This window comes from Streptacidiphilus jiangxiensis, from assembly GCF_900109465.1.
Classification (GTDB): domain Bacteria; phylum Actinomycetota; class Actinomycetes; order Streptomycetales; family Streptomycetaceae; genus Streptacidiphilus; species Streptacidiphilus jiangxiensis.
Window position 1 is genome coordinate 670,223 of sequence record NZ_FOAZ01000001.1, and the last position, 14,450, is coordinate 684,672.

A 14,450-nucleotide genomic window follows, 5' to 3' on the forward strand; every position below is an offset into this window, starting at 1 on the left:
GGTCAGAACAGCTTGAGCTTGTCGTCCTCGATGCCGCGCAGGCCGTCGTAGTCGAGGACGACGCAGTCGATGCCGCGGTCCGCGGCCAGGACGCGCGCCTGCGGCTTGATCTGCTGGGCCGCGAAGATGCCCTTCACCGGCGCCAGGAGCGGGTCGCGGTTGAGCAGCTCGAGGTAGCGGGTGAGCTGCTCGACGCCGTCGATCTCGCCGCGGCGCTTGATCTCCACCGCCACGGTCGATCCCTCGGCGTCGCGGCAGAGGATGTCCACCGGCCCGATGGCCGTCATGTACTCGCGGCGGATCAGCGTCCAGCCCTCGCCGAGGACCTCCATGCGGTCCGCCAGCAGCTCCTGCAGGTGCGCTTCCACGCCGTCCTTGATCAGGCCGGGATCGATGCCGAGCTCGTGGGTGGAGTCGAGCATCACCTCTTCGAGGGTGATGATCAGCTTCTCGCCGGCCTTGTTCTCCACCGTCCAGCGCCCGTCCTCCTCCTTGAGGGAGCACGGTGGCGACATCCAGTTCAGTGGCTTGTAGGCACGGTCGTCGGAGTGCACGGCGACACTTCCGTCCGACTTGACCAGGATGAGCCGAGGGGCGGACGGCAGGTGGGCGGTGAGCCGGCCTGCGTAGTCGACGGAGCAGCGGGCAATGACGAGACGCACGGCCGACCACGCTAGCCCACGAAGGCCATTCGAAGCGATTCCGGGCCAACCGGGTGTTTCCCTCTGCTACGCGAAACCGGACCCGGGCCCCGCTGCGTTGTCCCAGTCACCACGACTCGACCACGCAGCGCAGCGGACTGGTGACTGTCGGATCATCTGACGACTGGCTTGATCCAATCGCTGCGCACTGGTGCCGCTGCGTACGGAGGCTTACGGTGTGTCACGGCCACTCAGGGTAGGGAGATTGCCACATTCCGCTCCCTGTTCGGCCGTTCCCTGGGACGCTGGTAGTGGTGCCACCGTCCGCTCTGCACCACCCCCCGGAGGAGCCGCTCCGGGGGCCCTGCGAGAGGAGAACCCATGTCGCTCGACGTCTCACCGGCCCTGCTCGAGAAGGCCGAACGAGGCGAGGTCGACGAGCGGGAATTCGTCGACTGCGTCCGCACCTCCCTGCCCTATGCCTGGGACCTGATCAGCTCGCTGGTGCTCCAGCGGCAGGTCGACGGCGGTGAGTTCGCCGACAACCAGGTCCCCCCGCCGTCCGAGAAGGAGCGCGGCCAGCTGCTGCGCGCCCTGGCGAGCGACGCGATCAGGGGTTCGCTCGAGCGCCACTTCGGCGTGCGGCTCGCATTCCAGAACTGCCATCGGGTCGCGGTGTTCTCGCCGGGGCCCGAGTCCGACGCCCGCTATGCCGCGTTCACCTCGGTGCGGGCGCAGTTGCTCAACCAGTCCGAGGAACTGCGCGACTGCTGACCGGCTGACCGCCGTCAGATCAGTCCTGCGGAAGCTGGGGGAGGACCTCCGCGCCCAGTCGGGCGATGTTGGCCACCGTCTCGACCCGGTCGCCGGAGCCCTCCACCAGCAGGGCGAAGCGTCGGATGCCGGTGCGCTCGTGCGTTGCGAGCAGCCGGTCGGCGCAGAGCTTCGGGGTGCCCACGGCGTGCAGGTCGCAGAGCAGTTCGGTGTACTGGTCCGCGTCCCGCATCCGGCGCTCCCGGCCGTCCACGGTGCGGTGCGCGCCCAAGCCGTGACGGAAGAACTCGGGCATGGAGCCCATCAGCCGGGCCCGCGCGTCGGCCGTCCGGTCGGCGACCTGGGCCACGCCCGCGGCGACGTGCTCGGCCTCGATCCGCGCGATCTGGTCCGGCGTCCGGCCGGCCTCCAGCGCGGCCGCACGGTACGCGGCCACCATCTCGGCCTTGTCCTCGTCGCCGGAGTGCATGCCGAGCAGCATCGGCACGCCTTGCTGGGCCGCCAGCCTGACCGTGCCGAGAGAGGTGCAGGCGACCACCACGGGCGGCCCCCCGGCCGTCCGTGTGCTGCCGCCCGCGCTCAGTGGCTCGGGGGCGGGGGAGTCGGCGAAGGCGTGCTGGGCCGAGCCGGCCTGACGGCCCGCCAGGGGCGCGAGGCCGGGCCGACTCCCGCTGCGGTGCGGCTGGAACGGCTGCTCCGTGGCGCGGGGCACGACCGCGACCTCCGGGAAGCTGTAGCGCGGCCCGTCGGCCCCCACCCGGGATGAGCGCAGCCAGCGCAGCAGGAGGTCCAGCGACTCGGGGAAGCCCTGCTCGTACGCCTCCGCGCCGCCGCCGAAGACGGCGAGATCCACCCACGGGCCGCCGCGCCCGACGCCGAGGGTGAACCGGCCGCCGGAGGTGAGGTGCAGCAGCGCCGCCTGCTCGCCCAGGCGCACCGGGTGGTGCGTCGGCAGCACGCTGACCGCCGTTCCGATCCGCACCCGCCGGGTGCGGCCCAGCAGCAGCCCGGCCAAGGTCGCGGCATCCGGACAGACTCCGTACGGGACGAAGTGGTGCTCGGCCAGCCAGACGCTGTCCAGCCCCGCCTGCTCGGCCGCGACCGCCGCCGTCACGGTGCGCTCCAGTGCCTCGGCGTGGCCCTGTCCGGGGAACTGCGCGGAGAGCAGGAACACTCCGGTGCTGAGCCCGCCCGGAACCCGCCGCGCGCTGCGCTGCCGGGGCAGCCGGTACGGCGCGAGGGTGGGTACGGCGCTGGCGTGCACGGCGGACATGGAATCAACTCCTTGGCCCCGCGGAGAACTTCGACCCCGCGACTACCACAGGAGTAACTCACGTCATGTGCCACAGGCACAGCGGATCCTCGGCATCGACCTGAGAACGGGTGGTTTTGCCCTCGCACCCTGGCCAGAATCCGGCCTCTGTGGTAAAAGCCACCCCCGGCGCGTTCGGGGGTGCGCGGAGCGGGCTCCACTACCCTGGAGAGACCAGCATGCCCGTCCAGTCAGGGGGAATCGTGTCTCCTCGCCGAAGTCGCCCCCGCGGGGACGACAACCAGAACGCCCGTGCGGTCACCGGGGGCACCTGGTTGGAGCGGACCGAGTCCTACGGCGGCGAGGAGTGGAAGGTCCGCGCGGTCGCGGGCGACAGCGGCAAGGTCTACCGCTGCCCCGGCTGCGACCAGGAGATCCCGCCCGGCGTGGGCCACATCGTGGCCTGGCCCGAATGGGGTGGCGTCGACGACCGCCGCCACTGGCACCGCGCCTGCTGGTCCAACCGCGAACGCCGCGCCCCCAACCTGATGCGGGGACGCGGCGCGCCGAGGTACTGAGGGGTCGGCTAGGCGTCCCGGCGACGGAACAGGGCGAGGCCCACGGCGAGCGCGGCGACCACCCACAGCAGGCAGATGACGAAGCCCGCGCCCGGCCCGAACGGGATGTTCGGATTGGCCTGGGTCGCCGCCATCTCACTGCCCGCGCGGTCCGGGAAGTAGTGCGCCACATTCTTGACCTTGGGCACGTTGCTCAGGATCGGGGAGATCAGGAAGAAGAACGGCATCAGCAGGCCCAGCGAGAGCACCGGCTTGCGCAGCAGGAACCCGACGCCGAGCGAGAACAGTGCGATCAGGGTCATGTAGCCGGCGGAGCCGAACACGGCCCGCAGCACGCCCGGATCACTCAGTTGCGCCTTGTGGCTGCCCAGCAGCGCCTGCCCGAGGAAGAACGAGACGAAGCTCGTCGCCAGCGACACCGGCAGTACCAGGCCCAGCACGATCAGGGCCTTCGCCGTCAACAGTGACCCGCGCTGCGGGACCGCGGCCAGCGAGGCGCGGATCATCCCCGTGCTGTACTCGTTGCCGATGACCAGCACGGCGAAGACGATGACCGCGAGCTGGCCGAGGTAGACGCCCCCGAGGCTGGTCTGGGTCGGGTCGAAGGTCGCCCGTTCGGTCGGCGACAGCTTGGAGAAGTTCTGGTTGGTGAAGAAGGAGACGAGGGCGCTGAGGCCGACCGTCACGAAGAAGGCCACCACCAGGGTGACGAACGTCGAGCGGACCGTCTTGACCTTGATCCACTCGGAGCGAAGGACCGCACCCATCGTCAGCTCTCCTTCTTCCATTCCGAGCCCCACTGCGGGGCGGCGTCGGTCTGGTACTCCACGGACTCCGCCGTCATCCGCATGAACGCCTCCTCCAGTGACGCGCGCTGCGGGCTCAGCTCGTGCAGGGCGACGCCGTGGGCCGCGGCGAGGTCGCCGATGCGGGCCATGTCGCCGTCCTCCACCTCGTAGGCGCCGTCCCCGTCCAGCGTGGCGGTGATGCCCGCGCCGGAGAACGCGTCCAGGAGCTTCTCCGGGTCCGGGGTGCGCAGCCGGACGAAGGAGCGCGAGTTCTCGTCGATGAACTGGTTCATCGGCATGTTGGCCAGCAGCCGGCCCCGGCCGATCACGATCAGATGCTCGGCGGTGAGCGCCATCTCGCTCATCAGGTGGGAGGAGACGAAGACGGTGCGGCCCTCGGTGGCGAGGGTCTTCATCAAGGTCCGGACCCAGACGATCCCCTCCGGGTCGAGCCCGTTGACCGGCTCGTCGAACATCAGGATCCTCGGGTCGCCCAGCAGCGCGGCGGCGATGCCGAGCCGCTGCCCCATGCCGAGCGAGAACCCGCCGGAGCGCTTCTTGGCCACCGCCGTCAGCCCGACCAGCGAGAGCACCTCGTCCACGCGGCGGGTCGGGATCTTGTTGCTCGCGGCGAGCCACAGCAGGTGGTTGTAGGCGCTGCGTCCCGGGTGCACGGCCTTGGCCTCCAGCAGCGCGCCGATGTACTTCAGCGGCTGGTGGAGCTGCCCGTACTTCTTCCCGTCGATCCGGACCGTCCCGGACGTCGGCCGGTCGAGGTCGAGCATCATCCGCATGGTGGTCGACTTGCCGGCGCCGTTCGGGCCCAGAAAGCCCGTCACCACCCCTTGGGGGATGGTGAAGCTGAGATGGTCGACGGCGAGTTTGTCGCCGTACCGCTTGGTCAGCTCGTTGACCTCGATCATGTGATCACCCTAGGTCAGTATCGCCCGTTGTGCGGGTTCGAAGCACCGTTCGGTGCATAGGCTTGTCCCCATGACCGAACGTCTCTCCGTGCGCGAGGCGGGCTCCGGCACGCCCCTGGTCCTGCTGCACGCGTTCCCGCTCTCGGCCCGCATGTGGGAGTCCCAGCTCGACGAGCTCCCCGGCTCGGACGGCTCCGAGGCCCGCGTCCTCGCGGTCGACCTGCGCGGCTTCGGCGGCACCGCGCTCGGGGCCGACGCCCCCTCCCTGGACCTGCTGGCCGACGACATCGCCCTGCTGCTCGACGCCGCGGGCATCGACCAGGCCGTGGTGGGCGGCCTCTCCATGGGCGGCTACGTCGCGATGGCCTTCGCACGCTGTCACCCCGACCGCCTGAGCGGACTGCTGCTCGCCGACACCAAGGGCACGGCGGACGCCGAGGCCGCCCGCGAGAACCGCGAGCGGGTCGCGAAGGCGGTCCTGGCCCGCGACAGCGTCCGCCTCCTCGTCGACGAGCAGCTGCCGTCCCCTCTGCTGGGCGCGACGACGGCACGGCGCTGCCCGAAGCTGGTCGACCACGTCGCCGCGCTGATCGGCGAGGCCTCCCCGGCGTCGGTCGCCTGGGCGCAGCGCGCGATGGCCGCGAGGCCGGACTCCTTGGACTCCCTGCGCGCGGTCGACGTCCCGTCGCTGGTCGTCGTCGGCGCGGAGGACACCCTCACCCCGCCCTCCGACGCGGAGGCCCTGGCCGCGGCGCTGCCCCGGTCGGAACTGACCGTTCTCCCGGGCGCCGGCCACCTCTCGGCCCTGGAGGTGCCGGAGGCCTTCAACACGGCGGTCCGCGGGTTGCTGGCGCGCATCGACTGAGAAGGGGGACCCGCCATGGGCGGGTCCCCCTTTTTCTCCACGATGCTAGCAATCTAGCGTGCTAGCATCGTGGTGTGGGTGACGAAGTCAAGCAGTTCAACGTGTACCTGCCGGTCGAGCTGATCAAGCAGCTGAAGTACCGCGCGCTCGACACCGGCATGTCGCTCTCGGCGCTGGTCGCCGAGGCCCTGCGCGCCTACCTCGCCGAAGCGCCCGAGAAGCCCGAGAAGCCCGAGAAGGAGTCCTGAGATGGCGACCGACGGAATCGAGGCCGTGTTCCTGGAGACGCACAACTGGGGCAGGGCCGCCCAGTTCTTCCAGTCGCTCGGCTACGAGCTCGAGTTCGACACCGGCCACAACTCCGGCCAACTGCGCAACACCGAAGGCCCCTACGTCTTCATCGCCGAGATCCCCGCGGACCGCGAGCCCACGACCCGGCTCGTCCTCAAGGTCCCGGACGCCGAGGCCTTCCGCCCCGGCCCGGGCGTCGAGCTGGTCACGCCGTTCGAGCAGACCCACTACGGCACCCTCGAGGCGACCGTCCGGGACGCCGACGGCCGGGTCTGGAGCCTGCAGGCTCCGTTGAAGGGGTGAGCCGCGCCGTGAGCGACGTACCCGACAACACCGCCGTCCGGGTCGCCCTCTGGCGGGCCATGCACGTCCAGCTCGACGCGGCGCCGCACGTGTTCGAGGACGAGATCGGCCTGCGCATCGCCGCGCCGGAGCCCGGCTGGCGCGACCGCCCCGACATGGATCCGGCCGGAACCAGCCGCCTTCGCGCGGCGGTCGCCGCGCGTGCGCGGTTCATCGAGGAGTTGCTTGCCGAGCAGGTCGAGGGAGGTGTCACCCAGTACGTCGTCCTCGGTGCGGGGCTGGACACCTTCGCCCAGCGGCGTCCCGAATTCGCCTCCCGGCTGCGGGTCTTCGAGATCGACCAGCCGGCCACACAGGGGTGGAAGCGCCGCCGCCTGGACGAACTCGGCTACGGCGTCCCGGAGTGGCTGAGGCTCGTGCCGGTGGACTTCGAGGCCGGCGAGTCCTGGGTGGAACGGTTGGTCGCGGCCGGTTTCGACCCCGGCAGCCGGGCGGTGGTGGTCTCCACCGGCGTCAGCATGTACCTCTCCGAGGAGGCCACGTCCGCGACGCTGCGCCAGATCGTGGGCCTCGCACCCGGGTCGACGCTGGCGATGACGTTCCTGCTGCCCGCGGACCTCGTGGACGCGGCGGACCGCCCGGCGCTCGAAGCCTCCCAGCAGGGCGCGCGCGCCTCCGGCACGCCGTTCGTCAGCTTCTACACGCCGGAGCAGATGCTCACACTGGCACGCGAGGCCGGCTTCTCCGGCGTTCGCCATGTCTCCGGACGCTCACACACCGAGCGCTACTTCGCCGACCGCGCCGACGGCCTCGCCCCGTCCACCGGCGAGGACCTGCTGCTTGCGATGACTTGAGGTGGCAATGCCCAGGGGCGCGAGGCTGTGCCGATCTGCGGCTCCGCCGCGCGGGCGCGAGCGTTCAGTTGCAACGCTCAGGGGCGCGAGGAACTGCGCGAGCAACCACCCGCGTGCGGATGGCCCTGCTCGTGCGGCGACTCACCACTGAGGGTGGCTTGTCGCGCAGTTCCTCGCGCCCCTGGAGAGTGCAACTGCCTGCGGGAGCTCAAGCCGAGGCTTGTCGCGCCCGCGCGGCGGAGCCGCAGATCAGCAGAGCCTCGCGCCCCTGGAGAGTGCAACTGCCTGCGGGAGCGAAGCTTTGAGGCTGTGAAGCCTTAGCGGCTCTGCTGGGCCGGGACGCCGCGGCCCATGACGTCGTCGTCCGGGGCGGCCGCGGCGGCGACCGCAGCGCCCGTGAGGGTGGCGAGCATCTCGCGGACGTTGGTGAGCTGGGCGTTGATGCTGTCGCGACGGTTCGTCAGCGCCGCGAGCTCGCGCTCGCTCTCGCTGCGGACGCGGTCCGCCTTCGCGTTGGCGTCGGCGACGATGTCCTCGGCCTGGCGCTGGGCGGTCTCAACCGTCTGGCGCGCGCGACGCTCGGCGTCGGTGCGGAGCTTCTCCGCCTCCAGGCGGAGCTGCTCGGCGCGGTGCTCGATCTCGGCGAGGCGCTTCTCGGCCTTGGCCTGACGCGCGGCCAGGTCCCGCTCGGACTGCTCGCGGCGCTTGGCCAGGTTGGTCTCGAAGTCCGCAGCGGCCTGCGCGGCCTTGGCGCGGGTCTCCTCGAAGAGGGCGTCCGCCTCCTCGCGCTTGTTCTGCGCGTCCTTCGCCGCCTCGGCGCGGAGCTGCGCGGAGTCGCTCTTCGCCTTCTCGACGATCCGAGCGCCCTCCTCCTCGGACTTGGCCTTGCGGTCCTTGGCGAAGCCGTCGGCCTCGCTGCGGACCTGCTGGGCCGCGGCCTCGGCCAGCTCGCGGTGCTGCTCGGCGGCGCGGCGGGCCTCCTCACGCAGGTCCTTGGCCTCCTCCTCGGCCAGGCGCAGGATCTTCTCGACCCGGGCGCCGAGGCCCGCGTAGGACGGCTCGGCGTCAGTGATCTGAGCCTGCGCCGTCTGCGTCTCGAGGTGCAGCTCCTCGATGCGCTTCTCCAGCGCGCCGATCCGGTTGAGGGCGCCGTCGCGGTCCGTGACCAGCTTGCTGATGCGCTCGTCGACCTGAGCCCGCTCGTACCCGCGGCGCACAACGTCGAAGCCGTGCGGAGAGTGTGTGTCGCTCATAGGGGTGGAGTTCCTGTCGTATGCCCGGAGAGTCGGATGGTTGAGGTGAGGTGATAGGGCGAATCCTGACACGGATTCGGTGTGTCATCGGCGTAAAGCCGATGAAGAGTGGAGAATGACCGCTCAATCGGGTGGTTGCGTGCCACCACGTTTGCCACCCGGACGAGTGGCCCCGGCACCGACTCCCGCAGGAGCGCCGCCACGGCCGCCCGACCTGTTGTTGCTGTCCCCGTTGGCCCTGCTCGCCCCACCGGCCGCACCGTTGCCGGCACCGCCCGTTCCCCCGCTGGGCTTGCCCGCACCGCCGGGCGCCTCGAAGGCCTCGAGGGCCTGGAGGACGTCCTGCACGCGGGCGATCTCGGTGTTGATGTCCTTGCGCCGGTTGACCAGCTCGTCGAGTTCCCTGCGGCCCTCGTCGGTGATCCGCTTGGCCTCGGTGCGGGCCTCCTCCAGCGTCTGCTCCGCCTCGGCCCTGGCCTGGGTCAGCTCCGTCTCGCCCGCCTCGACGGCGTCCTGACGGGTCTTCTCCGCAGCCTCGGCGGCGGCCGACCGCAGCTGGTCGGCCTCCTCGCGGGCGGCCTCCAGCCTCGCGTCGGCGTCGGCCTTGCGCGCCTCCGCCTCCTTGAGCAGGCCCTCCGCCTTCCTGACGGCGGCGATGCGGACCTTGCTGGCCTCGGCGGACGCCTCGGCCTGCAGCTCCGCCGCCTTCTCCTTGGCCACGGCGAGCTCGCGCTCGGCCTCGGCCCGCATCTCGTCCAACTGCTCGTTGGTCTCCGAGACGAGCTTGTCGACCCGCTCGCCGGCCGAGCGCAGCGCCTCCGCGGACTCCTTGCGGGCCCGCTCGTGCAGCGCCTCGATGTCGGCGTGGGTCCGATCGCGCAGCTCCTCGGCGCGCTCGCGGATCTGCGTGGCGTCGCCGCGGGCCTCGACCAGCATGGTGTCGGCGTCGCGGCGGGCCTGCTCGACCAGCGTGCTGCCCTCGGCCGCGCCCTCGGCGGCGATCCGCTCGGCCTCCTTGCGGGCGGCCGAGACCATCGCGTCGGCCTGCTCCTCCGCGGCGGCCGTGGTGGCCAGCGCAGCGGTCTCGGCATCGGCGGTGACGGACTCGGCGAGCTCCTGCGCCTCCGCGAGGGCGCGGGTGGCGTCCTCGGCGGCCTTGGCGCGCAGCTCCTCGGCCTCGGCGCGCAGGCGCTGGGCCTCCTGCTCGGCCTGCTCGTGGGCCTGTTCGGCCTCGGCCCGCAGCCGGGCGGCCTCGGTGGTGGCCAACTCGCGGATCTGCGCGGCCTCGCGCTCGGCGTCGGCGCGGGTCTGCGTGGTCTGCGCCTCGGCCTGCTCGTAGAGGCCGGCCACGGACTGGCGGACCTCGGCGGCCTCGTCCTCGGCGGAGGCGATCCGGTTCGCGGCGTCGCGCTCGTTCTCCGCGCGCGCGGCCTCGATCTTCGACCGCTCCTCGGCGAAGGCCTCGGCGGCCTCCGCGCGCAGTGCGGCGAGCTCGGCGGTGACCCGCTCGCGGTCGTCGGCGGCCTCGGCGCGGAGCCGGGCGGCCTCGGTGGTGGCCAGCTGGCGGACCTGCGCGGCCTCGCGCTCGGCGGAGTCGCGGGTCTCACCCGCGGCCAGCTCGGACTCGGTGCGCAGCTCGGTCAGCTCGGCCTCGAAGAGCGCGCGGTCGGCGGCGGCCTTGGCCTCGGCGTCGGCGAGGACCTTGGCGGCCTCCTCGCGCAGCTCGGCGACGGCGGTCTCGGTGTCGGTGAGCGCCTTGACGGCGGCCTCGCGCGAGCCCTTGGCGTCGGCCAGGTCGGCGGCGGCGGCCTCGCGGGCCTCCTCACGGACCCGGTCGGCCTCGGCGTGCGCCTCGGCGAGCACCGCGTCGCGGCGGTCGGCGAGCTCGTGCTCGGTCTCGGCGCGCAGCGCGGCCAGGTCGGCGGCGTGCTGGGCGGCGTCCTGCTCGGCCTGGGCGATGATCTCGGCGGTGCGGGCGTCGGCGGCGGTGCGCTGCTCCATCATCGCCGCGCGCTCGGACTCGATCGCGGCGTCGGCCTCGACGCGGATCCGGGCCAGCTCGGCGCCGGCCTCGTCGTAGTCGCGGCGGGCCTGGGCGTGGATCTCCTCGGCGGCGGCCTGGGCCGCCTCGCGGATCTGCGCGGCGGCCCGGTCGGCCTCGGCGCGCAGCTCGGAGAAGTCCGCCTCCAGCGCCTGGCGGTCGGCGGCGGCCTTGGCCTCGGCGTCGGCGAGGACCTTGGCGGCCTCCTCGCGCAGCTCGGCGACGGCGGTCTCGGTGTCGGTGAGCTGCTTGGCGGCGGCCTCGCGCGACGCCTTGGCGTCGGCGATGTCGTGGGCGGCGTGCTCGCGGCCCTCGGCGCGGACCCGGTCGGCCTCGGCGTGGGCCTCGGCCACGATGGTCTCGCGCTGCTCGGCGTGCTCGCGCTCGGCCTGGGCGCGCAGGTCGGCCAGGTCGGCGGTGTGCTGGGCGTGTGCCTGCTCGGTCTGCTCGAGCGTGGCCTGGGCCTCGGCGTGCAGGGCCTCGCGGCGCGCGGCGGCCTCGGCGTCGTGCTGCTCCAGCTTCAGTCGGACCTGCTCGGCCCCGGCCTGGGTCTCCGCGGCCAGCTGCTCGGCAGCGGCCTGCGCCTCGGCGGCGAGCCGCTCGGCGGTGGCCTGGGCCTCGGTGAGCAGCGCGTCACGCTGCTGTGCGGCCTCGGCGTCGTGCTGCTCGACGGCGAGCCGGATCCGCTCGGCCTCGGCCTGGGCCTCGGCCAGCAGCGTCTCGCGCTGGTCGGCGTCCTCGGCGAGCTGCCGGGCGCGGGCCTGCTCGGCCTCCTCGGCGGCCTCCTGGGCGCGTCCGCGGATCAGGTCCGCATCGGCCTTGGCGGCGACCAGCGTGGAGAGCCGCTTGTCGGCGAGCTCGCTCGCCTGCCGCTCGGCGGCCTCCCGGGCCTCGGCGGCCCGCTGCTCGGCCTCGGCGTCGGCGGCCTCCCGGCGGCTGACCAGGTCGGCCTCCAGGTCGCGGGCGGCCTCGCGGATCCGCTCGGCCTCGGCCTCGGCCTCGGCGACGGAGGCGGCGGCCTGCTCGCGCAGGGACTTGGCGTCGGCCAGGTCCTGGGCGGCGGCCTCCCGGGCCTCGGCCCTGGTCTGCTCGGCGTCGGACTCGGCGGAGTCCGCCTTGGCCTTGGCGGCCGCGACGTCCGCGGCGACGGACTCCTGGGCCTCGGCGCGCAGGCGCTCGATCTCGCTGTCGAGGTCGGCGCGCATCCGGGCGAGCTCGTTCTCGGCCTGGGCGCGGGACTCGGCGACCTCGACGGCGGTGCGCTCGCGCAGCTCGGCGGCGGCGCGGGCGTCCTCGGCGGCCTTCTCGGCGTCGGCCGCGGCCTGCTGGGCGCGCTCGGCGGCCAGCCGCTCGGAGTCGGCGAGGATCTGGTCGCGCTCCTGCCGAGCCTCGGCCTGGACGCGCTCGGCCTCGGCGACGGCCTGGGCGCGCAGCTCCTCGGCGGCCGCGAGCGTCGCGGCCTGCGTCTCCTCGGCGGCGGCCTGGGCGGCGGCGCTGATCTCCTCGGCCCGGGCGGTGCCCTTGGCGGCCTCGGCGTCGCGGACGCCCTCGGCCTCGCCGCGGATCCGCTCGGCCTCGGTCTTGGCGCGGGCCAGCACCTGCTCGGCGCGGCCCTGCATCTCGCGGGCGTCCTCGGCGGCGCGCGCCTTGGCGGAGGCGACCTCCTCGGCGGCCCCGCCGCGCAGCTCGTCCGCGTCGGCCTTCGCCTTGACCAGCAGCTCCTCGGCGCTGCGGGCCGACTCCTCGATCTGTCCTATGGCCTGGCGGCGGGCCTCACCGAGGGTCCGCTCGACCTCGACGGCCGTCTCGGCGCGCAGCTGCTCGGCCTGGGCGCGCAGCTGGGCGGCGGCGTCCTGGTGGGCGGCGATCTCGTCGAGCGCCATGCCCTGGGCCTGCTCGGCGGCGTTCCTGGCCTGCTCGCGCAGCAGCTGGGCCTCGGCCTGGGCCTCCCCGCGGATCCGCTCGGCCTCCTCCGCGGCGTTCTGCCGGACGGTCTCGGCGTCGGCGGTGGCGCGGGAGACGACGTCCTCGGCGGTGCGGGCGGCCTTGGCGAGGTGAACGGTGGCGCTGGCGGCGCCCTCGGTGCGGGCGGATTCGAGCGCCTCGGCCTTGAGCCGCTCGATCTCCTCGCGGGCCTCCTCCAGCAGGCGCTGGGCCTCGACCTTGAGCTCGTCGGCCTCCTTGGTCGCGGCGGCGACCATGCGGGCGACCTCGGCCTTTGCGGTGTCGGTGCGCTGCTGTCCGGCGGCCTCGACCCCAGCCAGGCGGGCCTCCGCCTCGGCCCGCAGGCTCTCGGCCTCGCCGCGCAGGGCGGCGGCCTGGTCGCGCAGTCGCTGGATCTCGGCCTGGGCGGCGGCGAGCCGCTCGTCGGCCTCGGCGCCGGCGTCGGCGCGGACCCGGTCGGCGCGTTCGGTGGCGTCCTGGGCCTGGGCGGCGGCGGCGTTCAGCAGCCGCTCCGCCTCGGTGCGGGCGCGCTGCAGGACGGTCTCGGCCTCGGCGCGGGTGGACTCGACGTCGGCGGCGACCTGGGAGGTGGCGGCCTCGGAGACGGCCATGGCCTCGGCGCGGGCGACGCCGAGCATCCGCTCGGCCTCGGCGCGGGCCTCGTCCATGATCTGGCGGGCCTGCTGCTCGGTGCCGACGCGGGCCTGCTCCGCCCAGGAGACGTTCTCGTTGACGTGCTGCTGGGCGCTGCGGCGCAGCTCGGCGAGCTCGGCCTCCAGCTGGCGGCGGCGGGCCTCGGCCTCGGCCTGCCACTCGGCCTGGAGCCGGGCGGAGCGCTCGGCCGCCTCCTGCATCAGCCGGGCGGTGGCGTTCTGCGCCTCCATCCGGGTGCGCTCGGCCTCCTGGCGCAGCTGCTCGGCCTGGGCCTCGGCGTTGCGCAGGATCTGTTCGGCCTGTCCGGCCACGGAGTCGAAGGCACGCGGCTGAGCAAGCTGCCGACGTGCCTCGTGCAGCTTGGCGCGGAGGACTTCGACCTGGTAGGCGAGGTCCTCGGCGTGTGTGACGGCCTTCTCGCGCTCCTTGCGAAGCCGCTCCATGTCGGCCTCGAACTTGGCGAGGTGATCGTCAACCTCGTAGCCGTCGTTGCCCCGCACTCCGCGGTCCCATCCGTCTCCATGATCGCGTCGCCACACCGTGCGCGGTTCGGGTGTATCCCGCTCCGCCGTCCGGGTGAGCTCCTTGGTGAACCCTATGCCTTACGGAGAATGGTGGCAGATCGTGGGGAAGAGTGGGCCACTCGGTATCTCACGCACCCCACCCGCACCCCCGGCTACCGGGCCGTGGCACCGGCGCATTTTCTCACGTCATCGGGGGTGCGTGCAGGGGGGTCCGCCGGTTTTTCTTGCTTTCCGTGCCCGACTTCTTGCTACTGGTGAGTTTGCTGTGGCTACTCGTGCGTCGGCTGGGCGGCGGAGGTGACCAGCTCGGTGAGCACGCCGTGGCAGTCCTTGGGGTGCAGGAAGGTGATGCGGGAGCCCATGGAACCGATACGCGGCTCGTCGTAGAGGACCCGGACACCCTTGCCACGGATGTCCGCGGCGTCGCCGTCCACGTCCGCGGTGCCGAAGGCGATGTGGTGCACGCCCTCGCCGTTCTTGGTGAGCCACTTGCCCACGGCGGAGTCCTCGCGGGTCGGCTCCAGGAGCTGCAGGTAGCTGGCGCCGCCGTCGGAGGTCTCGTTGATCTTCAGCATGGCCTCGCGCACTCCCTGCTCCTCGTTGACCTCCTCGTGGAAGACCTCGAAGCCGTAGGTCGCGCGGTAGAACTCGACCGTCTTGTCCAGGTCGAAGCAGGCGATGCCGATGTGGTCGATGCGCGTCAGCACGGGTAGGTCCTCCGGGAGGGAATGAGGGAGAGCGTGGTTGCGCTCTCCCTCCAATAGA

General features: G+C 72.9%; 13 protein-coding genes. 6 read left to right on the forward strand and 7 right to left on the reverse strand.

Annotation, left to right across the window (positions count from 1 at the left end; translation table 11 throughout):
* Positions 1-2: 2 nt before the first annotated feature.
* A complete protein-coding gene (nucS, locus tag BMY61_RS02930; RefSeq protein WP_042456843.1) occupies positions 3-662 on the reverse strand; it encodes an endonuclease NucS in 660 nt (219 codons plus the stop codon).
* A 360-nt stretch (positions 663-1,022) separates the two neighbouring features.
* Between nucS and BMY61_RS02935 the strand changes: the two genes are divergently transcribed.
* Positions 1,023-1,415 carry an SCO5389 family protein gene (locus BMY61_RS02935; RefSeq protein WP_042456846.1) on the forward strand — a complete coding sequence of 131 codons (393 nt, stop codon included), beginning with the start codon at positions 1,023-1,025 and terminating at the stop codon, positions 1,413-1,415.
* A gap of 19 nt (positions 1,416-1,434) precedes the next feature.
* On the opposite strand, the gene BMY61_RS02940 is transcribed toward BMY61_RS02935, so the two are convergent.
* Positions 1,435-2,688 (reverse strand): LLM class flavin-dependent oxidoreductase, encoded by a 1,254-nt coding sequence (locus tag BMY61_RS02940; RefSeq protein WP_082015513.1) that lies wholly within the window; start codon positions 2,686-2,688, stop codon positions 1,435-1,437.
* A gap of 242 nt (positions 2,689-2,930) precedes the next feature.
* Between BMY61_RS02940 and BMY61_RS02945 the strand changes: the two genes are divergently transcribed.
* Positions 2,931-3,245, forward strand: coding sequence for a hypothetical protein (locus BMY61_RS02945; RefSeq protein WP_042456849.1), 315 nt, complete (start codon positions 2,931-2,933; stop codon positions 3,243-3,245).
* 8 nt (positions 3,246-3,253) lie between these two features.
* Here the strand turns inward: BMY61_RS02945 and BMY61_RS02950 are convergent, their stop codons facing one another.
* Complete coding sequence (locus tag BMY61_RS02950) at positions 3,254-4,018, reverse strand: ABC transporter permease (RefSeq protein ID WP_425314664.1); 765 nt, start codon at positions 4,016-4,018, stop codon at positions 3,254-3,256.
* Positions 4,015-4,956, reverse strand: a complete 942-nt coding sequence (locus tag BMY61_RS02955; protein WP_042456854.1) for an ATP-binding cassette domain-containing protein — start codon at positions 4,954-4,956, stop codon at positions 4,015-4,017. Before BMY61_RS02955 ends, BMY61_RS02950 begins: the two co-directional genes overlap by 4 nt.
* Positions 4,957-5,026: 70 nt before the next feature.
* Between BMY61_RS02955 and BMY61_RS02960 the strand changes: the two genes are divergently transcribed.
* The 4 genes from BMY61_RS02960 (at position 5,027) to BMY61_RS02975 (ending at position 7,269) form a co-directional block, all read left to right on the forward strand.
* The gene (locus BMY61_RS02960; RefSeq protein WP_042456857.1) at positions 5,027-5,821 is read left to right on the forward strand and encodes an alpha/beta fold hydrolase; all 795 of its coding nucleotides are present in this window, start codon (positions 5,027-5,029) and stop codon (positions 5,819-5,821) included.
* A 74-nt stretch (positions 5,822-5,895) separates the two neighbouring features.
* On the forward strand, positions 5,896-6,069 hold the full coding sequence (locus BMY61_RS02965) for a ribbon-helix-helix protein, CopG family (RefSeq protein WP_042456860.1): 174 nt from the start codon (positions 5,896-5,898) through the stop codon (positions 6,067-6,069).
* A gap of 1 nt (position 6,070) precedes the next feature.
* A complete protein-coding gene (locus BMY61_RS02970; RefSeq protein WP_042456867.1) occupies positions 6,071-6,415 on the forward strand; it encodes a glyoxalase/bleomycin resistance/dioxygenase family protein in 345 nt (114 codons plus the stop codon).
* 8 nt (positions 6,416-6,423) lie between these two features.
* Entirely contained in the window at positions 6,424-7,269 is an 846-nt protein-coding gene (locus tag BMY61_RS02975) for a class I SAM-dependent methyltransferase (RefSeq protein WP_269083987.1), read from the forward strand.
* 317 nt (positions 7,270-7,586) lie between these two features.
* On the opposite strand, the gene BMY61_RS02980 is transcribed toward BMY61_RS02975, so the two are convergent.
* The 3 genes from BMY61_RS02980 to mce all read right to left on the reverse strand — a co-directional run bounded on the left by BMY61_RS02980 (position 7,587) and on the right by mce (position 14,392).
* Positions 7,587-8,522, reverse strand: a complete 936-nt coding sequence (locus BMY61_RS02980) for a coiled-coil domain-containing protein (protein ID WP_042456873.1) — start codon at positions 8,520-8,522, stop codon at positions 7,587-7,589.
* Between the two features lie 123 nt (positions 8,523-8,645).
* Positions 8,646-13,661 (reverse strand): hypothetical protein, encoded by a 5,016-nt coding sequence (locus tag BMY61_RS48275; protein WP_042456876.1) that lies wholly within the window; start codon positions 13,659-13,661, stop codon positions 8,646-8,648.
* Between the two features lie 293 nt (positions 13,662-13,954).
* Positions 13,955-14,392 (reverse strand): methylmalonyl-CoA epimerase, encoded by a 438-nt coding sequence (gene mce, locus BMY61_RS02990; protein WP_042456879.1) that lies wholly within the window; start codon positions 14,390-14,392, stop codon positions 13,955-13,957.
* Between the last annotated feature and the right edge of the window lie 58 nt (positions 14,393-14,450).